The 18,848-nt window shown below is 71.8% G+C and carries 18 protein-coding genes; 11 read left to right on the forward strand and 7 right to left on the reverse strand.

What is annotated here, in order from left to right:
* Positions 1 to 3 precede the first annotated feature (3 nt).
* The gene (locus tag ACIQAK_RS05375) at positions 4 to 720 is read left to right on the forward strand and encodes a uridine kinase (RefSeq protein ID WP_366390981.1); all 717 of its coding nucleotides are present in this window, start codon (positions 4 to 6) and stop codon (positions 718 to 720) included.
* Between the two features lie 251 nt (positions 721 to 971).
* Here ACIQAK_RS05375 and ACIQAK_RS05380 read toward each other — a convergent pair whose 3' ends face one another.
* Positions 972 to 1,745 (reverse strand): SigE family RNA polymerase sigma factor, encoded by a 774-nt coding sequence (locus ACIQAK_RS05380; protein WP_366390980.1) that lies wholly within the window; start codon positions 1,743 to 1,745, stop codon positions 972 to 974.
* Between the two features lie 192 nt (positions 1,746 to 1,937).
* Between ACIQAK_RS05380 and afsQ1 the strand changes: the two genes are divergently transcribed.
* From afsQ1 to ACIQAK_RS05405, 5 genes are all read left to right on the forward strand, one after another.
* On the forward strand, positions 1,938 to 2,615 hold the full coding sequence (gene afsQ1, locus ACIQAK_RS05385; RefSeq protein ID WP_078533099.1) for a two-component system response regulator AfsQ1: 678 nt from the start codon (positions 1,938 to 1,940) through the stop codon (positions 2,613 to 2,615).
* Complete coding sequence (locus tag ACIQAK_RS05390; RefSeq protein ID WP_366390979.1) at positions 2,612 to 4,189, forward strand: HAMP domain-containing sensor histidine kinase; 1,578 nt, start codon at positions 2,612 to 2,614, stop codon at positions 4,187 to 4,189. Before afsQ1 ends, ACIQAK_RS05390 begins: the two co-directional genes overlap by 4 nt.
* An 80-nt stretch (positions 4,190 to 4,269) precedes the next feature.
* Positions 4,270 to 4,905, forward strand: coding sequence for a hypothetical protein (locus tag ACIQAK_RS05395; RefSeq protein WP_366391100.1), 636 nt, complete (start codon positions 4,270 to 4,272; stop codon positions 4,903 to 4,905).
* Positions 4,906 to 4,974: 69 nt separating this feature from the next.
* A complete protein-coding gene (locus tag ACIQAK_RS05400; protein WP_366390978.1) occupies positions 4,975 to 5,541 on the forward strand; it encodes a VanZ family protein in 567 nt (188 codons plus the stop codon).
* 93 nt (positions 5,542 to 5,634) lie between these two features.
* Positions 5,635 to 5,841, forward strand: a complete 207-nt coding sequence (locus ACIQAK_RS05405) for a PspC domain-containing protein (protein ID WP_366390977.1) — start codon at positions 5,635 to 5,637, stop codon at positions 5,839 to 5,841.
* A gap of 87 nt (positions 5,842 to 5,928) precedes the next feature.
* On the opposite strand, the gene ACIQAK_RS05410 is transcribed toward ACIQAK_RS05405, so the two are convergent.
* Together ACIQAK_RS05410 and ACIQAK_RS05415 are read right to left on the reverse strand one after the other, a co-directional pair.
* Complete coding sequence (locus tag ACIQAK_RS05410; RefSeq protein ID WP_366390976.1) at positions 5,929 to 6,231, reverse strand: hypothetical protein; 303 nt, start codon at positions 6,229 to 6,231, stop codon at positions 5,929 to 5,931.
* Positions 6,232 to 6,366: 135 nt separating this feature from the next.
* Positions 6,367 to 7,521 carry an adenosine deaminase gene (locus ACIQAK_RS05415; protein WP_366390975.1) on the reverse strand — a complete coding sequence of 385 codons (1,155 nt, stop codon included), beginning with the start codon at positions 7,519 to 7,521 and terminating at the stop codon, positions 6,367 to 6,369.
* 113 nt (positions 7,522 to 7,634) lie between these two features.
* Between ACIQAK_RS05415 and ACIQAK_RS05420 the strand changes: the two genes are divergently transcribed.
* Complete coding sequence (locus ACIQAK_RS05420) at positions 7,635 to 8,396, forward strand: alpha/beta hydrolase (protein ID WP_366390974.1); 762 nt, start codon at positions 7,635 to 7,637, stop codon at positions 8,394 to 8,396.
* Between the two features lie 62 nt (positions 8,397 to 8,458).
* On the opposite strand, the gene ACIQAK_RS05425 is transcribed toward ACIQAK_RS05420, so the two are convergent.
* Positions 8,459 to 9,412, reverse strand: a complete 954-nt coding sequence (locus ACIQAK_RS05425) for a LysR family transcriptional regulator (RefSeq protein ID WP_366390973.1) — start codon at positions 9,410 to 9,412, stop codon at positions 8,459 to 8,461.
* Between the two features lie 62 nt (positions 9,413 to 9,474).
* Here ACIQAK_RS05425 and ACIQAK_RS05430 point away from each other — a divergent pair, with 62 nt between their 5' ends.
* The 3 genes from ACIQAK_RS05430 to ACIQAK_RS05440 all read left to right on the forward strand — a co-directional run bounded on the left by ACIQAK_RS05430 (position 9,475) and on the right by ACIQAK_RS05440 (position 12,826).
* Positions 9,475 to 10,785 carry an MFS transporter gene (locus tag ACIQAK_RS05430; RefSeq protein WP_366390972.1) on the forward strand — a complete coding sequence of 437 codons (1,311 nt, stop codon included), beginning with the start codon at positions 9,475 to 9,477 and terminating at the stop codon, positions 10,783 to 10,785.
* A 165-nt stretch (positions 10,786 to 10,950) separates the two neighbouring features.
* Positions 10,951 to 11,667: a L,D-transpeptidase gene (locus ACIQAK_RS05435; RefSeq protein WP_366390970.1), complete on the forward strand. Its 717-nt coding sequence runs from the start codon at positions 10,951 to 10,953 to the stop codon at positions 11,665 to 11,667.
* A gap of 121 nt (positions 11,668 to 11,788) precedes the next feature.
* Positions 11,789 to 12,826, forward strand: coding sequence for a sigma-70 family RNA polymerase sigma factor (locus tag ACIQAK_RS05440; RefSeq protein WP_366390969.1), 1,038 nt, complete (start codon positions 11,789 to 11,791; stop codon positions 12,824 to 12,826).
* On the opposite strand, the gene ACIQAK_RS05445 is transcribed toward ACIQAK_RS05440, so the two are convergent.
* Positions 12,711 to 13,172, reverse strand: a complete 462-nt coding sequence (locus ACIQAK_RS05445) for an STAS domain-containing protein (RefSeq protein WP_366390968.1) — start codon at positions 13,170 to 13,172, stop codon at positions 12,711 to 12,713. The two genes, ACIQAK_RS05440 and ACIQAK_RS05445, sit on opposite strands and share 116 nt — an antisense overlap.
* A 260-nt stretch (positions 13,173 to 13,432) precedes the next feature.
* On the opposite strand from ACIQAK_RS05445, the gene ACIQAK_RS05450 reads away from it, so the two are divergent.
* On the forward strand, positions 13,433 to 16,705 hold the full coding sequence (locus ACIQAK_RS05450; RefSeq protein WP_366391099.1) for a S8 family serine peptidase: 3,273 nt from the start codon (positions 13,433 to 13,435) through the stop codon (positions 16,703 to 16,705).
* Between the two features lie 100 nt (positions 16,706 to 16,805).
* On the opposite strand, the gene ACIQAK_RS05455 is transcribed toward ACIQAK_RS05450, so the two are convergent.
* Positions 16,806 to 17,402, reverse strand: a complete 597-nt coding sequence (locus ACIQAK_RS05455) for a Uma2 family endonuclease (protein ID WP_366390967.1) — start codon at positions 17,400 to 17,402, stop codon at positions 16,806 to 16,808.
* 97 nt (positions 17,403 to 17,499) lie between these two features.
* Positions 17,500 to 18,777 (reverse strand): thymidine phosphorylase, encoded by a 1,278-nt coding sequence (locus tag ACIQAK_RS05460; RefSeq protein ID WP_366390966.1) that lies wholly within the window; start codon positions 18,775 to 18,777, stop codon positions 17,500 to 17,502.
* Positions 18,778 to 18,848: the final 71 nt, after the last annotated feature.

Here is an 18,848-nt window from a genome sequence, read left to right on the forward strand (position 1 = left end):
GTGATGCTGGATACCAACAGGAGGCCCGAGTGGTCCCCTGCGCGGGTCAATGCCGCACACTTCTGTCCTGTGAGTTCCCCTTCCCACCCGATCCCGACCCGCGTCGTGCTGCTCGCGGGCCCCTCCGGCTCCGGCAAGTCCGTCCTGGCCGCCCGCACCGGTCTCCCGGTGCTGCGCCTGGACGACTTCTACAAGGAGCACGACGACCCGACGCTGCCCCGGGTCCCCGGCTCCGCGGACATCGACTGGGACTCCGCGCTGTCCTGGGACGCGGACGCGGCGGTGGCCGCCATCGCCGAGCTGTGCGGGTCCGGCCGTACGGACGTCCCGGTGTACGACATCGCCACCAGTTCCCGTACCGGCCGCGAGACCTTCCACATCGAGCGCTCGCCGCTGTTCGTGGCCGAGGGCATCTTCGCGGCGGACATCGTGGCGCGCTGCCAGGAACTGGGCCTGCTGGCGGACGCGCTGTGCCTGCGCGGCCGCCCCTCCACCACGTTCCGCCGCCGCCTGGTGCGGGACCTGCGCGAGGGCCGCAAGTCGGTGCCGTTCCTGCTGCGGCGCGGCTGGCGGCTGATGCGGGCCGAGCGCCGCATCGTGGCCCGCCAGACGGCGCTGGGGGCGTACCCGTGCGCCAAGGAGGAGGCGCTCGGGCGGCTGGCCGCCGCGGCGGCGGGGCGGTGCCGCCGGGCGCCGGTGGGGGCGCCGGTCCCGGAGTAGGAGGGACGCCCCTGGCCGGCTCGGACGGCGGTCGCGGGCGCACGGCAGCCGCAACGGGTCGCGGCGCACGGCAGCGGGGCCGTACAGGACCCCCGGCCCGTACGACCCCGCTGCGTTTCCCCCGTGACCCGCGCCTCCCCCGAAGCGACGGGCCCTTCCCCGTGTTTCCCCGGGTCCCCTCGGTCCCCGTTTTTCTTCCGCTCCCCCGTAGCCCCCGCCTCCCCCGAAGCAGTGGCCGTTCCCCCGTTGCCTCAGGCCACCAGCTCGCCGAAGGACTCCTGCTCGTCACGTCCGAAGCTGAGGACCTCGTCCTCGCGCAGCCGGCGGAGGGACCGCCAGATGCTGGACTTCACCGTGCCGACACTGATGTCGAGGATCGACGCGATCTCCGGGTCGGTGCGGCCCTCGTAGTACCGCAGGACCAGCATCGTGCGCTGGAGTTCGGGCAGCCGGGCGAGCGCCTGCCAGAGCACCGCGCGCAGCTCCGTGCCGCGCATCGCGTCCGTGTCGCCCACCGTCTCCGGCAGCTCCTCGGTCGGGTATTCGTTCAGCTTGCGCCGGCGCCAGGCGCTGATGTGCAGGTTGGTCATGGTGCGGCGCAGATAGCCGCCGACCGCCGCCTTGTCGCTGATCCTGTCCCACGCCCGGTACGTCGAGAAGAGGGCGCTCTGTAGCAGGTCCTCAGCCTCGAACCGGTCGCCGGTCAGGTGGTAGGCGGTTGCGTACAGGGAGGCCCGCCGCTCCTGGACGTAGGCCGTGAACGCCGCTTCGGCGCCCTCCGTCTCCGCCCGGCCGGCGCGGTCCCCCGCGACCTCCCCGTACGCGCTTCCCCCGTTGTCCCCCGTGGGCGCGTCGACCACCGTCATGAACGGCATGCGCACCTGCTCCGCGGCCGACGGGTGCTGACGCCCGGCGCTCCGGACACGCCCCCGCATGTTCGTCGCATTGGACTTATCCGTGGACCGGCCGACGTCGTGGAGACGCGTGACAACCGCGCTTGAACTGGTGCTGTGCGGTGCGTTCATCTCGCGCCCCCTATCGGTGGAGATCGGTGGAGTCCGTCTCTTCGCCGCTGACCAAGAGCTTGCCGGGGCAGTTTCATGGCGCTGTCCTCCGACTGTCACAGGCCTGTCACAGGGGCAGTTGCGGCCGTGCCCGGGCCACGGGACCGGGCCGCGGGTCGAACTGAAGCGCCACCATGGGCCAGAATGACGCTCGTGCCTTTCCTGTTGCTGATCGAGGACGACGACGCCATCCGCACGGCCCTCGAACTCTCGTTGTCACGCCAGGGCCACCGTGTGGCCACCGCGGCGACGGGAGAGGACGGCCTGGAGCTGCTGCGCGAGCAGCGCCCCGACCTGGTCGTGCTGGATGTGATGCTGCCCGGTATCGACGGTTTCGAGGTGTGCCGGCGTATCCGGCGCACCGACCAGCTGCCGATCATTCTGCTGACCGCGCGCAGCGACGACATCGACGTCGTGGTGGGGCTGGAGTCCGGCGCGGACGACTATGTGGTGAAACCCGTCCAGGGCCGGGTGCTGGACGCCCGGATCCGGGCGGTGCTGCGCCGGGGCGAGCGGGAGTCGACCGACTCGGCGACCTTCGGCAACGTGGTCATCGACCGTTCCGCCATGACCGTCACCAAGGGTGGTGAGGATCTGCAGCTCACGCCGACCGAGCTGCGGCTCCTGCTGGAGCTGAGCCGGCGGCCCGGTCAGGCCCTGTCCCGCCAGCAGTTGCTGCGCCTGGTGTGGGAGCACGACTACCTGGGCGACTCGCGGCTGGTGGACGCCTGTGTGCAGCGGCTGCGCGCCAAGGTGGAGGACGTGCCGTCCTCGCCGACCCTGATCCGTACGGTGCGGGGCGTGGGTTACCGGCTGGACTCGCCTCAGTGACCGAACGTGCCAAGCGGTCCCTGCGCGCGGGTCTGCGCTGGACCAGTCTGCGGCTGCGGCTCGTCGTGGTGTTCGCGCTGGTGGCGCTGACGGCGGCGGTCTCCGCCTCGGGGATCGCGTACTGGCTCAACCGCGAGGCCGTGCTGACCCGTACGCAGGACACCGCGCTCGACGACTTCCGGCGGCAGATGCAGGACACGGCGGCGGCGCTGCCGATGCGGCCCACCAAGGACGACCTCCAGCGGGCCGCCGGGCAGATGGCCTCCGGCGGCCCCGGTTACAGCGTGCTGCTGGTGGACGAGCGGGAGCGCGGCAAGCCGATCGTCGGCTTCTCCGACCTGGACACCTTCACCCTTGACGACGTGCCGGACCCGCTGCGGAAGCAGGTGGCCCGCAAGCAGCCGCTGAGATCGGACAACGAGCACGAGTACCACCTGTTCTGGCAGCGTACGAGCATCGCGGGCACCCCGTACCTCGTCGCCGGCACGCGGATCATCGGCGGCGGTCCGACGGGGTACATGCTCAAGTCCCTCGACCAGGAGCGGCAGGACCTCAACTCGCTGGCCTGGTCGCTGGGGATCGCCACCACCCTGGCGCTGATCGGTTCGGCGCTCCTCGCGCAGGCCGCCGCGACGACGGTGCTGCGCCCGGTGCAGCGGCTCGGTGACGCGGCCCGCAAGCTCGGGGAGGGCAAGCTGGACACCCGGCTCACCGTCTCCGGTACGGACGAACTCGCCGATCTCTCCCGTACGTTCAACAAGACCGCCAGCTCGCTGGAGAAGAAGGTCGCGGACATGAGCGCGCGGGAGGAGTCGAGCCGGCGGTTCGTCGCCGACATGTCGCACGAGCTGCGCACCCCGCTGACCGCGATCACCGCGGTGGCCGAGGTGCTGGAGGACGAGGCGGACAGCCTGGACCCGATGATCGCGCCCGCCGTGCACCTCGTGGTCAGCGAGACCCGGCGGCTGAACGACCTGGTGGAGAATCTGATGGAGGTGACACGCTTCGACGCGGGCACCGCGCGCCTGGTCCTGGACGACGTGGACGTCGCCGACCAGGTCACCGCGTGCATCGACGCACGGGCCTGGCTGGACGCGGTGGATCTGGACGCGGAGCGCGGCATGATGGTCCGGCTCGACCCGCGCCGCCTCGACGTGATCCTGGCCAACCTGATCGGCAACGCCCTCAAGCACGGCGGTTCGCCGGTGGGGGTCAGGGTGCGGACCGAGGGTGAGGAGCTGGTCATCGAGGTACGGGACCACGGTCCGGGCATCCCCGAGGAGGTGCTGCCGCACGTGTTCGACCGCTTCTACAAGGCCAGCGCCTCCCGGCCGCGTTCGGAGGGCAGCGGTCTCGGCCTCTCCATCGCCATGGAGAACGCGCACATCCACGGCGGTGACATCACGGCGGCCAACTCCCCCGACGGCGGGGCGGTCTTCGTCCTGCGGCTGCCGCGCGACGCCGAGAAGCTGACCGGTGGCGGCGCGGACGGCCCGGGCGGGCGGGACGGTGGGGCCGGGTCCAGGGGCGGGGGCAGGTCCCGGGGTGTGGACGGGGACGGTGGGGCGTCGTGACGGGCACATCCCGGCTGATGGCGGACACCTCCCGACCGGTGACGGACACCTCCCGACCGGTGACGGGCCCCTCCCGACCGGTGACGGGCCCCTCCCGACCGGTGACGGGCCCCTCCCGGCTGCGGAGTGCCGCCGCCGCGCTGTGTGCCGTCCTGGCCGCCGCCGCGCTGGCCTCGGGGTGCGGCATCCGGACGACGTCCGTGCCCGTGGACGCCGGGGCCGCGCCGTCCCGGGTGCCGTGCCGGCTGCCCTCGGCGGACGTCGCCACCCGGTCCCCGGACAGCGTGGCGGCACCGGTGTACCTGGTGTGCGCCTCGCAGCTGGTGGCGGTGGACCGGCCGGTGCCGGGCGGCCCGTCCGGGACCGGCCGGCTGGCGGCCGCGCGCGCCTTGCTGGACCAGGTCCAGCAGGCACCGCCGGAGAACGAGCGGCGGGCCGGGTTCTCCACGGCGGTCCCGGTGGGGCTGCGGGTCGAGCCCGCCCGCGCCGGTGACCCGGCGGGCACGCTGCGGCTGAGCAGCCAGCCCGAGGACCTCTCGGCGGAGGCGCTGGCACAGCTGGTGTGTACGTACGCGGAGAACGAGGCCCTCGTCACGGAGGGCTCGGTGGTCCTGGGCGGCCCCGGGAAGTACCCGCCGCGCGGCCACCTGTGCACCTCGCAGACGAAGTCGCGGCCGCAGGACGTGACGACTCCGGACGCGCTCGTACGGGACTGACCTGGTGCCGTGGCGGGCGCGGACCAAGTCACCGGAACCGATCCTGCCGGTCGGGGCGTCTTGGTGGGCGTGCGTCTAGGTTCGGACGGTCAGACCGTCATCCACTTCCGCGCGGCGGGGGTCACTCTCCTCCTCGCGCATCTGCTGCTCGTCGGGTGGCTGACGCTGCGCCCGCTGGACGTGCCCTGGATCACGGCCGCCAATTTCGACCCCTTCGCCTCCATCCGGGCCGACCTGGCGCTGGGACCGGTCGAGGCCGCCCGCCGGATCGGCGGGGCGCTGCTCCTGCTGGCCCCCCTCGGGGTGCTGCTGCCGATGGCCGGGGGCCGGATCTTCGTCTCCCCCTGGGTGTCGCTGCTGCGCACGGTGGCGGCCGGGTCGTTGATCTCGCTCGCCATCGAGCTGGGCCAGACCGGGGTGCCGGGCCAGGTGGTCGACATCGACTCGGTGCTGCTGAACACCACCGGTGTGGTCCTGGCCCATCTGGCGCTCGTCCCGGCGTGCCGGGCGCGGCTGCGCCGCCGGGGAGTGCCGGGCGTACGGGACCTCCCCCGGTACCGTCAGGAGACCCGTCTGCGGGACGAGGCCCCTGGGGGCTCGACCCCGACGATTACCAGGGTCGGCATCGCCCCGTAGAGCGATGCTCTGTCCCCTTCGCGGACGCACCATGGATACATCGGGAGCAGGACCGAGCCGCTCCCACCGCTACGGTTCGCGAAGGAGCCCGCCATGGCCGCACTTGTCCGCCCCCGTGAAGGACGCATGATCGGCGGTGTCTGCGCCGCGCTGGCACGGCGCTTCGGCACCTCGGCCGGGACGATGCGCGTCATCTTCCTCGTCTCCTGCCTGCTGCCCGGCCCGCAGTTCGTGCTCTACCTGGCCCTGTGGGCACTCCTGCCCTCGGAGAGGTCCGCCTCGTCCGCGACGGCCTGGTGACGCGACCGGCCGAGGGGCCTTCGGACACGGCAGTGGGGCGCACACCCTGATCCGGGTGCGCGCCCCACCTGCGTGTACGAGTGCGGGTCAGCCGCCGAGCGGGATGCCGTTGGCGGTGAGGCCCTGGGTGGGCAGTCCGCCGAGCAGGCCGGTGACCGGGGCGGCGGCGTCGGTGGCGTCGCCGCCGAGGATCTTGCTCACGGTCTCCTGCACGGGAGCGTTCTGGGCCGTCTTGGCGACGGTGTCCACCGCCATGGTGGAGACGGGGAGCACGCCCGCCACGGTGTCGAGCGGCAGGGAGGGAGCGGCGGAGGCGCTGCCGGCGGCGGCAGCGGCGAAAGCGGCACCGAGAGCGGCGACACCGAGAGTCTTGGCAGCAGACTTCTTCATGAAGAATTCATCCTTGGGGAAAGGGGATGTGAGCGGCTCTGCAAGGTAGCCATCCCGCTGCCCCGACCGCAAACATCCCGACACACGAAAAATGGCCGGGATTTCGCATCCCGGCCATCGTCCGCGTCCCGAACGTCAGCTGGCGGTTGCGGCAGAACCGCTGGTCACAGCGGTCTGACGGAAAAGCCACTCGGACTTCAGTTCGGCATAACCGGGCTTGACGACCTCATTGATCATGGCGAGGCGTTCGTCGAAAGGAATGAAAGCTGATTTCATCGCATTGACGGTGAACCACTGCATGTCGTCGAGCGTGTATCCGAATGCCTCGGTCAGCAGCTCGAATTCCCGGCTCATGCTCGTCCCGCTCATGAGGCGATTGTCCGTGTTCACGGTGACCCGGAAGTGCAGCTTCCGCAGCAGTCCGATCGGGTGCTCCGCGTACGAGGTGGCGGCGCCGGTCTGCAGGTTGGACGTCGGGCACATCTCCAGCGGGATGCGCTTGTCCCGTACGTAGGAGGCGAGCCGGCCGAGGGCGACCGAGTCGTCCTCGGCGATCTCGATGTCGTCGATGATCCGCACCCCGTGGCCGAGGCGGTCGGCGCCGCACCACTGCAGGGCCTGCCAGATCGACGGCAGGCCGAAGGCCTCGCCCGCGTGGATCGTGAAGTGGTTGTTCTCCCGCTTGAGGTACTCGAACGCGTCGAGGTGGCGGGTGGGAGGGAAGCCGGCCTCGGCGCCCGCGATGTCGAAGCCGACGACGCCCTGGTCGCGGTAGCTGTTGGCGAGTTCGGCGATCTCCAGCGCGCGGGCCGCGTGCCGCATCGCGGTGAGTAGGGCGCCGACCCGGATGCGGTGGCCGTTGGCCCGGGCGATGCGCTCGCCCTCGCGGAAGCCCGCGTTGACCGCCTCGACGACCTCTTCGAGGGTCAGGCCGCCCTCCAGGTGCTGCTCGGGGGCGTACCGGATCTCGGCGTAGACGACACCGTCCTCGGCGAGGTCCTCGGCGCACTCCGCCGCCACCCGGAAGAGCGCGTCGCGGGTCTGCATGACGGCGCAGGTGTGGGCGAAGGTCTCCAGATACCGGGGCAGCGAACCGGAGTCGGCGGCCTCGCGGAACCAGACGCCGAGCTTGTCGGCCTCGGTCTCGGGGAGGGAGTCGTAACCCTGCGCGCGGGCCAGCTCGAGGATCGTGCCCGGCCGCAGGCCGCCGTCGAGGTGGTCGTGGAGCAGCACCTTGGGGGCGCGCCGGATCTGGTCGGAATCAGGGACGTTCGGGGTCTGGCTCGTCATCTTGGCACTCTAGCGCCTACGCGCGTAGAGCGCCTGTCGGCGCCTTCTGTCGATGCGTAACAGTGACCGGAAAGTCGGGTGGAGTACACCTGCTCTTCTGAGACTGTTCTGTCATGGCACAGCGCGCACTCCCCCTGCCTGCCGCCAGGCTGGGACGGGCCGTCTCGACGGCCGGAGCACCCTACGAGGTCAGCGGCGTGGTCCTGCTGCTCCCGGACGGCGAGGCCGACTCGCGGCGGCGCCCCTCCTCCCTGTCGTACGCACTCCAGCTGCCGTTCGCCCGTGCGCTGGCGCGCGCCGGGGAGGGCGACGGGCTGGCCGTGCACGTCCTGCGCTACCGCTGCCGGGGCTGGAACGACACCGACGCGCACCCCGCCGCGGACGCGGCCTGGGCGGCCGACGAGGTCCAGCGGCGGTACGGGGACGTGCCCGTGTGCCTGGCCGGCCACGGGATGGGCGGGCGGGCGGCGCTGCGGGCCGCCGGGCACGGGGCGGTCACCTCGGTGCTGGCGATGGCCCCCTGGCTGCCGGAGCGGGCCGTCGCCGAACCGGAGCCGGTGAAGCAGCTCGTGGGGCGGCGGGTGCTGATCGTGCACGGCACCGACGACGAACGCACCGACCCGGAGCTGTCGTACCGGCTGGCCGAGCGGGCGAAGAAGTCCAACCGGGACACCTGCCGCTTCGAGGTCCACTCGGACGGGCACGCGCTGCGCCAGCACCGGCCCGAAGTGGTGGCGCTGGCCGCCGACTTCGTCCGCGGCTCGCTCTTCGCCCGGTCCTACGCCCGGCCGGTCGAGGACGCGCTGGCCGCGCCGCCGCCGCTCGGCCTGCGGATGCCGCTGGCCGCCGGGTTCGGACGGTCGCTGCGGCACTGAGCCGCTGATGCGCCGATGCGCCGACTGTCCTGCCCGCGGGCCAGCGTGGCTCCGGGTGCCGCTCAGTCCGGCAGCAGATTCCCCCGGCGCGAGAGCAGGAACCGCTTGAAGGCGGCGACCGGCGGGGTGTCGGGGTGGCCGTCCAGCCAGGCGACCCCGATCTCGCGGACCGCGCGCGGCGCGGTGACCGTCAGCTCGACGACGCCCGGCCGGGCGACCGCGGGCGGCGGCAGCAGGGCCACCCCGAGCCCGGCGGCGACCAGTCCGCGCAGGGTCTCGGCCTCCTCGCCCTCGAAGGCGACACGCGGGGTGAAACCCGCCTCCGTGCAGAGGTCGTCGGTGATCCGGCGCAGCCCGTAACCGGGTTCGAGCGTGACGAAGGTTTCGTCGGCGGCCTCCGCCAGGCGGATGCGGCGGCGGGAGGCCAGACGGTGGTCGTCGGGGACCACCAGGCGCAGGCGCTGTTCGTCCAGGCGGCGGGTGACCAGGTCGGGGGCGTCGGGCACGGGTGAGGTGAGGCAGAGGTCGAGGCCGCCCGCGCGGAGGCGTTCGATCATGGCCTCGCCGTAGTTCTGGACGAGCTGGAAGCGGACCTTGGGGTGGTCGGCCCGGAAGCCGCGGATCAGGGCGGGTACGGTCTCCGAGCCCATGGTGTGCAGGAAGCCGAAGGAGACCCGGCCCGCCGTGGGGTCGGCGTCCTCCCGGACCGAGTCGGCGGCCTTCTCCACCTCGGCCAGGGCCCGTTCGGCCGAGCCGAGGAAGGTGCGGCCGGCCGGGGTGAGCGAGACGGTACGGCCCTTGCGGGCGAACAGGGCGACGCCCAGGTCCGCTTCGAGCCGGACCATGGCCCGGGAGAGCGTGGACTGCGGGACGCCCAGCTCGTGTGCGGCGCGGGTCACATGCTCGTGCCGGGCGACCGCCTCGAAGTACGCGAGGCGTGGCGCGAGGACGGCCCGGATGTCTTCTTCGTAACTGCTCGGTGACAGCCGAGGCTGTGAGCTGCGTTGATGCGCCATGGGATCGATTATGGCGGTTTCGTGCATTGGACGCATGAAACCCGGCCCTCTACCTTCGGCGTATGCCTCCCGCCGATACCGGGGCATCCACCGTGATCGTGGATGCCTCTGCCCCGTCGTCCCCCGTCATCACCTCCCGCGCCGCCGCGCCCGCCGCCACCGAGCGGCTGGAGCCCGGCCGCCCCGGCTACCGCCGGATGAGCTTCGCGCTCTTCGCCGCCGGTGTCGCGGCCTTCGCCCTCCTCTACTCCACCCAGGCCCTGCTGCCCGCGATCTCCGCCTCGTACGGTGTGAGTGCCGGGCAGGCGAGCTGGACGGTCTCCGCGGCGACCGGCGCCCTGGCGCTCTGCGTGTTGCCGCTGAGCGCGCTCTCGGAGCGGTTCGGGCGGCGGCAGATGATGACGGCCTCGCTGACGGTCGCGGTCCTGGTCGGGATGCTGGTGCCGTTCGCCCCCTCGATCGGCTGGCTGATCGCGCTCCGGGCGATCCAGGGTGCCGCGCTCGCCGGGTTGCCGGCCTCCGCGATGGCGTATCTCGCGGAGGAGGTCCGGCCCAAGGCGCTGGTCGCGGCGATCGGGCTGTTCGTCGCGGGCAACAGCATCGGAGGCATGAGCGGCCGCATCCTCACCGGCTGGGTCGCCCAGCTCTGGGGCTGGCGCACGGCTCTCGCGGCGGTCGGCCTGCTGGCGGTGGCGTGCGCCGTCGCCTTCCACTTCCTGATCCCCAAGGCCCGTAACTTCACCCCCGGCTCGCTGAACCCGAAGGCGCTGGCGAAGACCGTCGCCACCCATCTGGGCAATCCGCTGCTGGTGAGGCTGTACGCGATCGGCGCGCTGTTCATGACGGTGTTCGGCGCGGTCTACACGGTGATCGGCTACCGGCTGGTCGAGGAGCCGTTCTCGCTGCCGCAGGGGATCGTCGGCTCGATCTTCCTGGTCTACCTGGTCGGTACGGTCTCCTCCGCCGCGGCCGGGCGTCTGGTGGCCCGGCTCGGGCGCCGGGGCGCCCTCTACCTGGCGGTCTCCACCACGGCGGCCGGGCTGTTGCTCTCGCTCGCCGACCAGCTGGCCGCCGTGCTGCTGGGCCTGGTGCTGATCACGGCCGGCTTCTTCGCCGGGCACGCGGTCGCCTCGTCGTCGGTGAGCCGGACCGCGACGACGGGCCGGGCGCAGGCGTCGGCGCTCTACCAGTCGGCGTACTACCTGGGCTCCAGCGCGGGCGGCACGCTGGGCGCGGTCGCCTTCCACGCGGGGGGCTGGGCGGCGACGGTGGCGCTGGGCCTGCTCGCGGTCCTCGGCGTCGTCTCGATCACCCTGTACGGGACCCGGGTGGCGCGGGCCGAGCGGCGGGCCCTGGTGCCGGCGGCCCGGTAGAAGTGGCGGGCCGGCCCGGTAGAACCCGGGGGAAGCGGAGGCCGTTATTCCGGCTATGCCGGAACGCGACGCAACCGAGACCTGCCCCGTGCAACCACCCCTCCCCTTCGCGCGTCTACCAGGCGTAACCACAAAACCACTGTGGGCGAAGGGGAGTTGGGGCACATGGGAGTGATGGGATACGTATCCGGAGGGCGACTGCGACGTGGGGTCGCCCTCTCCGTGGCCGGGCTGGTGGCGGCGCCCGCCCTGGTCCTGGGCACCGGCACCGCGGCCCAGGCGGCCTCCTGCTCCACCTCCACGGGGCCGCACCAGAAGCAGGTCGAGAAGTTCCTGAAGCGGCCCGTGGACGGCAAGCAGTCAGCGGCCGACTGCAAGGCGATCCAGAAGTTCCAGCGGGCCCACGGCATCACCCCCACCATCGGGTACGCCGGGCCGCTGACCTGGCGCACCATGAACACGATGAACGCCCAGAAGGCGGCCGGGAAGAACCCGAACAAGGCCGGGCAGTGTCCCACCGACAAGGGGCGCATCGCCTGTGTCGACCTGACCCGGCAGCTGAGCTGGATCCAGGACGGCAAGAAGCTCACCTACGGCCCGGTGCCGGTGCGGACCGGGCGCGACGGCGCGGAGACCCGGACCGGCGCCAAGAAGATCTACTGGCGCAACATCAAGCACTGGTCGACGATCTACAAGGTGTGGATGCCGCACTCGCAGTTCTTCGACGGTGGCCAGGCGTTCCACTCGGTCACCAAGTCCATGTACAACCCGCCGGGCTCCGCCGGCTGCGTCAACATGCGTCCCGCCGACGCGAAGTCATACTGGGAACTGCTGAAGAACGGCGACGACGTGTACGTCTACGGGCGCAAGCCCGGGACCTGACCCGGCCTGACCGGCGATCGCCCGTCGGCTTCTTTCCACCCCTGTTGTCAGTGGCCTGCGGTAGCTTCCGACGTACCGGGTGACGGAGGCCGCGGCGCGGCTGCGCGACAGGGGTGGAGCGATGAGCGATCTGACCACGGGGACGGCCGCGGCGGCGGGCGCGAGCACCGGAGTCTGCGGTGACGCCGATGTCGACGCCCGCCTCGAAGGCCACCGGACCGAGCTGACCGGGTACTGCTACCGGATGCTCGGTTCGGCGTTCGAGGCCGAGGACGCGGTGCAGGACACCCTGGTGCGGGCCTGGCGCAACTTCGACAAGTTCGAGGGCCGCTCCTCGCTGCGCTCCTGGCTCTACCGCATCGCCACCAACGTCTGCCTGGACATGCTCAGCGCGGGCAACAAGCGGGCCCGTCCGGTCGACCTGACGGGCCCGACCCCGCTCGCCCGGGCCGCGCTCAGCCCCCGGCCGGAGAACGTCTGGCTGGAGCCGATGCCGGACGCCCGCATCCTGCCCACCGTCCAGGACCCGGCCGAGGCCGCCGTGGCGCGGGAGTCGGTGCGCCTGGCGTTCGTCGCCGCCCTCCAGCACCTGCCGCCCAAGCAGCGGGCCGTGCTGATCCTGCGCGAGGTGCTCGCCTGGAAGGCCGCCGAGGTCGCCGAGCTGCTGGAGACCTCCGTCGCCTCGGTCAACAGCGCCCTCCAGCGGGCCCGCGCCACCCTGACCGAGCACGAGGGCCGGGTGCCGGACGCGGCGGACCCGCTCGACGAGGAGCAGCTCAAGCTCCTGGAGCGCTATGTGAAGGCGTTCGAGGGGTACGACATGGCCGCCCTGACCGCGCTGCTCCACGAGGACGCGGTGATGACGATGCCGCCGTTCGACCTGTGGCTGCGGGGCACCTCGGACATCACGGGTTTCATGACCACCATCGGTGCGGCCTGCGCGGGCTCCCGGCTGCTGCCCGTGTCGGCCAACGGCTCCCCGGGCTTCGCGCACTACAAGCCCGACCTGGAGGGCTCCGGCTTCGTGCCGTGGGCGGTGCAGGTCATCGACGTCCAGGACGGGGCGATCGCGGGGATGCACTGCTTCCTGGACGTGGAGCGCTGGTTCCCGCTGTTCGGGCTGCCCGACCGGCTTCCGGCGGCGACGGACGGGCAGTGACGGGCTCCTCCGGGGCGACCGCGTCGGTCAGCCCCACCAGCTCCAGCAGCCCACGGAGTTCGGGCCCCGCACCGCGCAGCCGCAGCTGACGACCGGCCCGGCGGGCGACGAGCGCCAGCCGGGCCACCGCCTCGACCAGGGCCAGGTCGGCCTGGGCCACGCCCCCCACGTCGCACTCCACCGGCACGGCCGGTTCCGACGCGGTGCCCCGGGGCCCGGCGAGACGGCTCTCCAGTTCGGCGCAGAGACCGGGTACGGCTTCACGGGCGACCTGGCCGGGCAGGGTCAGGACGATCGGGTTCTTGGCATCCACGTCAGGCAGACCCCTTGGGCGTACGAAAGTCATCGGCCGCCCCGGTGCTCGCACCGGCCACGGGACGGCTCTTTTGCGTCAGTTCCCCGAACCTGTGCTGATCCTGTGAACCAATGGGCGCCGCATACCCTCTACTTCACCGAACCGTCGGCCGCAGCCGTCACTCGTGCGTGTCAGCGGACCGACGGGGTGAAGAACCATCGAGTTCTCCAGGGGGAGAGTTGCGCAGACACGTGAGAAACGCGTGCATACCGGCGGTCGCCACCGCGGTCGCCGTGGCGCTTGCGGCCGGCATGGTCAGTCCGGCCGTGGCCCAGCCGGACCAGAGGGGGGCCTCCGGGGTCCGGGCACAGGCCAAGGCCCAGCACCACCTGACCCTCATCACCGGTGACCGGGTCACCGTGGACGAGGACGGCCGGCCGGTGCACTTCCGGCCCGCCGAGGGCCGCGAGCACATCCCGGTCCAGCGGATGACCGGCAAGGGACGCACGCTCGTCGTCCCGGCCGACGCCCAGCGGCTGATCAGCTCCGGCAAGCTCGACCGGCGGCTGTTCGACGTCACGGAGCTGAGCCGGCCGGAGAACCTGCGGTCCCAGCGCGACGGCCTGAAGCTGATCGTCGGCTACCGGGGCAAGGCCGCCGCCGCCAAGGCGCAGGTCCGCGACGCGGGCTCCACCGAGGTCGGCCGGAGCCTGCGGTCGCTGAACGCCGAGTCGGTGACCACGCCGACCGAGGACGCGGCCGACATCTGGAAGGCGCTCACCGACCGGCAGGCCGGCAGCGGGCGGCTCACCACGGCGGCCGGCGTCGACCGGGTCTGGCTGGACGGCGTACGCCGGGCGAGCCTGGACCGCAGTGTCGCGCAGATCGGCGCGCCGGCCGCCTGGAAGGCCGGGTTCACCGGCAAGGGCGTCAAGATCGCGGTCCTGGACACCGGGACGGATGCCACGCACCCCGACCTCAAGGGCCAGGTCCTGGCGGAGAAGAACTTCAGCGCCGCCAAGGACACCAAGGACCGGGTCGGTCACGGCACGCACGTCGCCTCGATCGCGGCGGGCACCGGCGCCAAGTCGGGCGGCAAGTTCAAGGGCGTGGCCCCGGACGCCAAGCTGCTCGCGGGCAAGGTGCTGGACGACGAGGGGTACGGCGAGGACTCCGGCATCCTGGCCGGGATGGAGTGGGCGGTCGCCCAGGGCGCCGACATCGTCAACCTGAGCCTCGGCGGTACGGACACCCCCGAGGTGGACGCGCTGGAGGCCGGGGTCGACAAGCTCTCGGCCGAGAAGGGCGTGCTGTTCGCCATCGCGGCGGGCAACGAGGGCGACGGCGCGGGCACCGTGGGCTCCCCGGGCAGCGCGGACGCCGCGCTGACCGTGGGCGCCGTCGACGACAAGGACAAGCTGGCCGGCTTCTCCAGCCGCGGCCCGCGGGTCGGGGACGGCGCCATCAAGCCGGACGTGACGGCTCCGGGCGTGGACATCACGGCCGCCATCGCACCCGGTTCGATGATCGCCCAGGAGGTGGGCCAGAAGCCCGCCGGCTACTCCACCATCTCGGGTACGTCGATGGCCACCCCGCATGTCGCGGGCGCCGCCGCCCTGCTCAAGCAGCAGCACCCCGAGTGGAAGTACACCGAGCTGAAGGGTGCGCTCACCGCGTCCACGAAGCCCGGCGCGTACAACCCGTTCCAGCAGGGCTCCGGGCGGATCGCGGTGGACCGCGCGCTCACCCAGAGCGTCATCGCCGAGCCCGTCTCCCTGAGCTTCGGCGTGCAGCAGTGGCCGCACGGCGACGACCTGCCCGGCACCGAGAAGGTCAGGTACCGCAACCTCGGGACGAGCGACGTCACCCTCGATCTGTCCGTGACGGGCACCGACCCGAAGGGCAAGCCCGCTCCAGCCGGCTTCTTCACCCTCGGCGCGAACCAGGTGACCGTCCCCGCGGGCGGCACCGCCGAAGTGGCGCTGAGCGCCGACACCCGTCTCGGCGGCAACCTCGACGGTACGTACTCCGCCTACCTGGTGGCCACCGGTGGCGGCCAGAGCGTCCGCACGGCGGCCGCCGTCGAGCGCGAGGTGGAGTCGTACGACCTCACGGTCGAGCACATCGACCGCCAGGGCCGTCCGGCCGCCTACGCGGAGAACACCCTCTTCGACCTGACCGGTGCGGCGGGGGGCTTCTTCCTGAACACGCCGGTCGTCGACGGCACGGCGAAGGTGCGGCTGCCCAAGGGCACGTACGTCGTCAACTCCGCGGTCTTCGGTGACCCCAAGGACTTCTCCAAGGGCGCCGACTGGATGGCCCAGCCGAAGCTCACGGTCGAGAAGGACACCTCGCTGACGTTCGACGCCCGCAAGGCGAAGCCGGTGAACATCGCGCTCCCGGACAAGAAGGTGAAGACGCAGATCTTCGCGGCGGACTACTCCGTCGAGACCGAGGACACCGGGGTCTCCTTCGGCTGGGTGCTGGACTCGCAGGCGAACTTCCGCACGCTGCACGTCGGTCCGCAGGTCACCGACGGTTCGCTGGCCCAGCACTGGACGGGCTCCTGGACCAGCGGTGCGGCCACCGAGTACGACATCGCGGTGGGCGGCAAGGTCAAGCAGCTCGCGACCGGCTACAACCGGACGTTCACCAGCGGTCAGCTGGCCAAGGTGAAGATCGCCATGGGTGCGGCCGCGCCGAAGAAGACGGGCGCGATCAACGCCTGGGGCTTCCTGCCCAGCCAGGGCGGCGGCTGGGGCTCCTCGGTCCCGCAGAAGCTGCCCGGCACGCGCACGCTGTACGTCTCCACGGCCGACAAGGTGCGGTGGAGCTTCGACTTCGCCCAGCTGGGCCCCCTCGACCCCGAGGGCTTCCCGACGTACGAAGCGGAGTACACGGTCGGGAACGAGTCCTCCTACAAGCCCGGCAAGACGTACACGAAGGCCGTCAACACCGGCGTCTTCGGGCCGCTGGTGAACAAGGACTACGGCGTCCTGCGTGAGGGCAACGAGATCGCGGGGTACCTCCCGCTGCTGGCGGACGCCAAGGGCAACGCGGGCTACCAGACCCTCTCGTCGGCCAAGACCGTGCTGTACCGCAACGGGAAGAAGTTCGCCCAGAACAGCGACCCGCTGACCGGGGAGCCCTTCCGGGTCCCGGCCGGTGCGGCCGACTACAAGCTGACCAGCTCGGTGAAGCACAGCACGAAGATCAGTCCGCTCTCCACCCAGGTGGACGTGGCCTGGACCTTCCGCTCCCAGAAGACCCCCGCCGCGGCGCTGCCGGTCTCCACGGTCCGGTTCGCCCCGGTCCTGGGCCTCGACGGCCGCGCGAAGGCGGGCAAGACGGTCTCCGTGCCCGTGACGGTGCAGGGTGCGGCTGCCGGGAAGAACCTGAAGTCGCTGACGACGTACGTCAGTTACAACAGCGGCAAGAGCTGGAAGAAGGTCACCGTGAAGAAGGGCAAGATCACGGTGAAGAACCCGGCGAAGGGCAAGGGCATCTCCTTCTCCGCCAACGTCACCGACAAGAAGGGCAACAAGTCCTCGGTGAAGATCTACAACGCGTACCTGGGCGAGTGACCGGCCAAGCCCGGTAGTTGACCTCGCATGACGGCGGCCCGCCGCACGGAGACCTCCTCCGCGCGGCGGGCCGCTCGCGTGTATGCGGTGACGTGAGGCCTCAGCTCACCGGGAAGACACCGGTGTCCAGGTCGAGTGCGAAGGGCTCGGGGAGGCTGATCTTCCCGCCGTACTCGACCGTTTCCAGCACCCGGTACGTACCGCCCTCCGGCTCCCCGTAGAGCGTCGCGGTCGGGCGGCCGGAGTGCCAGGGGTCGAGGAGCAGGAACAGCTCCACTCCGGCCTTGGCGTAGCCGTTGACCTTGCTGACGCGGTCGTGGTTGGCGTTGGCGCGGGAGGTGATCTCCACGACGAGGCGGGCTTCGGAGGCGGGCACGTGACAGCCCGGCCCGGAGACCGCCGCGCGGGGCAGAACGACAAGATCGGGGACGTAGATCCCGCCCCGCCCCGGCAGGGCGACGCCGAGGACCTGGTAGATCCCCCAGTCCTCCGGGATGACGCCGTAGAGCGGGCGCTGGAGCAAGGCGGCGGTGGCGCTGTGGGCCTTGGACGGCGGCGGCGACACGGTGACGATCTCCTCGATGATCTCCACCTTGCAGCCCTCGGGTGCGTCCGTCTCCTCCCAGATCCGGACGATGTCGTCCCAGTCCTGGCCTTGCCCCTGGCCCGGCACGGGGTCGACGGTGAGTGCGCTCATGGCGGTCTCCTCTATCGGTACGTCACCGACTCCAGCATGCCGAACGGGACCGGCGGCAGTCCACCGGTCCCGTTCACCCGTACGAGGAAACCGCAGGTCAGGCGATACGTTCCCGCACCACCGGGAGCGGCGCGAAGGACGTGCCCGCCGGAGCGATGTCGTACGCGTCGGGCAGGGCCTTGAGCGCGTAGTCGAACTTCTCCGGGGTGTCCGTGTGGAGCGTCATCAGGGGCTGGCCCTCGGTGACGGTGTCGCCGGGCTTGGCGTGCAGCTCGACGCCCGCGCCCGCCTGCACCGGGTCCTCCTTGCGGGCCCGGCCGGCGCCCAGGCGCCAGGCGGCGACGCCGACGTCGTAGGCGTCCAGGCGAGTCAGGACGCCGGAGGCGGAGGCGGTGACGATGTGCTGCTCGCGGGCGACCGGGAGCGTGGCGTCCGGGTCGCCGCCCTGGGCGGAGATCATCCGGCGCCAGACGTCCATCGCGGAGCCGTCGGCGAGCGCCTTCTCGGGGTCGGCGTCCTTGAGGCCGGCCGCGTCCAGCATCTCGCGGGCAAGGGCGAGAGTGAGGTCGATGACGTCCCTGGGGCCGCCGCCGGCCAGCACCTCGACGGACTCCCGTACCTCCAAGGCGTTGCCCGCGGTGAGGCCGAGCGGGGTCGACATGTCGGTCAGCAGGGCGACCGTGCGGACGCCGCTGTCGGTGCCGAGCGCGACCATGGTGGAGGCCAGCTCGCGGGCGTCCTCGATGGTCTTCATGAAGGCGCCGGAGCCGACCTTCACGTCCAGGACGAGCGCCCCGGTGCCCTCGGCGATCTTCTTGGACATGATCGAGCTGGCGATGAGCGGGATCGCCTCGACGGTGCCGGTGACATCGCGCAGCGCGTAGAGCTTCTTGTCGGCGGGGGCGAGGCCGTCACCGGCGGCGCAGATGACCGCGCCGGTGGTGTCCAGGACGTCCAGCATCTCCTGGTTGGAGATGTGGGCCCGCCAGCCGGGGATGGACTCCAGCTTGTCCAGGGTGCCGCCGGTGTGGCCGAGGCCCCGGCCGCTGAGCTGCGGCACGGCGGCGCCGCAGGCGGCGACCAGCGGGGCGAGCGGCAGGGTGATCTTGTCGCCGACGCCGCCGGTGGAGTGTTTGTCGGTGGTGGGGCGGGAGAGCGTGGCGAAGTCCATCCGCTCGCCGGAGGCGATCATCGCGGCGGTCCAGCGGGCGATCTCGGTGCGGTTCATCCCGTTGAGCAGGATCGCCATGGCGAGGGCGGACATCTGCTCGTCGGCGACCTCGCCGCGGGTGTACGCGTCGATGACCCAGTCGATCTGCTCGGGGGTCAGCTCGCCTCGGTCCCGCTTGGTGCGGATGACGGAGATGGCGTCCATGGGAGTCCTTCCGGCAGGTGCGTACGCAAGAGTTCCACTGACTCTACGCGCATAGAGAGGGGAAAAGGTGG

The organism is Streptomyces sp. NPDC088706 (assembly GCF_044752765.1).
In the GTDB taxonomy this organism is placed as follows: domain Bacteria; phylum Actinomycetota; class Actinomycetes; order Streptomycetales; family Streptomycetaceae; genus Streptomyces.

Excerpts from the sequence above, each read along its gene's own strand:
- ACIQAK_RS05380 (WP_366390980.1), bottom strand. The coding sequence starts at position 1,745 with ATGAACGCACCGCACAGCACCAGTTCAAGCGCGGTTGTCACGCGTCTC.
- ACIQAK_RS05450 (WP_366391099.1), top strand. The coding sequence starts at position 13,433 with ATGGTCAGTCCGGCCGTGGCCCAGCCGGACCAGAGGGGGGCCTCCGGG.
- ACIQAK_RS05425 (WP_366390973.1), bottom strand. The coding sequence starts at position 9,412 with ATGGCGCATCAACGCAGCTCACAGCCTCGGCTGTCACCGAGCAGTTAC.
- ACIQAK_RS05415 (WP_366390975.1), bottom strand. The coding sequence starts at position 7,521 with ATGACGAGCCAGACCCCGAACGTCCCTGATTCCGACCAGATCCGGCGC.
- ACIQAK_RS05405 (WP_366390977.1), top strand. The coding sequence starts at position 5,635 with ATGGCCGCACTTGTCCGCCCCCGTGAAGGACGCATGATCGGCGGTGTC.
- ACIQAK_RS05410 (WP_366390976.1), bottom strand. The coding sequence starts at position 6,231 with ATGAAGAAGTCTGCTGCCAAGACTCTCGGTGTCGCCGCTCTCGGTGCC.
- ACIQAK_RS05455 (WP_366390967.1), bottom strand. The coding sequence starts at position 17,402 with ATGAGCGCACTCACCGTCGACCCCGTGCCGGGCCAGGGGCAAGGCCAG.
- ACIQAK_RS05420 (WP_366390974.1), top strand. The coding sequence starts at position 7,635 with ATGGCACAGCGCGCACTCCCCCTGCCTGCCGCCAGGCTGGGACGGGCC.
- ACIQAK_RS05445 (WP_366390968.1), bottom strand. The coding sequence starts at position 13,172 with ATGACTTTCGTACGCCCAAGGGGTCTGCCTGACGTGGATGCCAAGAAC.
- ACIQAK_RS05375 (WP_366390981.1), top strand. The coding sequence starts at position 4 with ATGCTGGATACCAACAGGAGGCCCGAGTGGTCCCCTGCGCGGGTCAAT.
- ACIQAK_RS05435 (WP_366390970.1), top strand. The coding sequence starts at position 10,951 with ATGGGAGTGATGGGATACGTATCCGGAGGGCGACTGCGACGTGGGGTC.
- ACIQAK_RS05440 (WP_366390969.1), top strand. The coding sequence starts at position 11,789 with ATGAGCGATCTGACCACGGGGACGGCCGCGGCGGCGGGCGCGAGCACC.
- ACIQAK_RS05430 (WP_366390972.1), top strand. The coding sequence starts at position 9,475 with ATGCCTCCCGCCGATACCGGGGCATCCACCGTGATCGTGGATGCCTCT.
- ACIQAK_RS05460 (WP_366390966.1), bottom strand. The coding sequence starts at position 18,777 with ATGGACGCCATCTCCGTCATCCGCACCAAGCGGGACCGAGGCGAGCTG.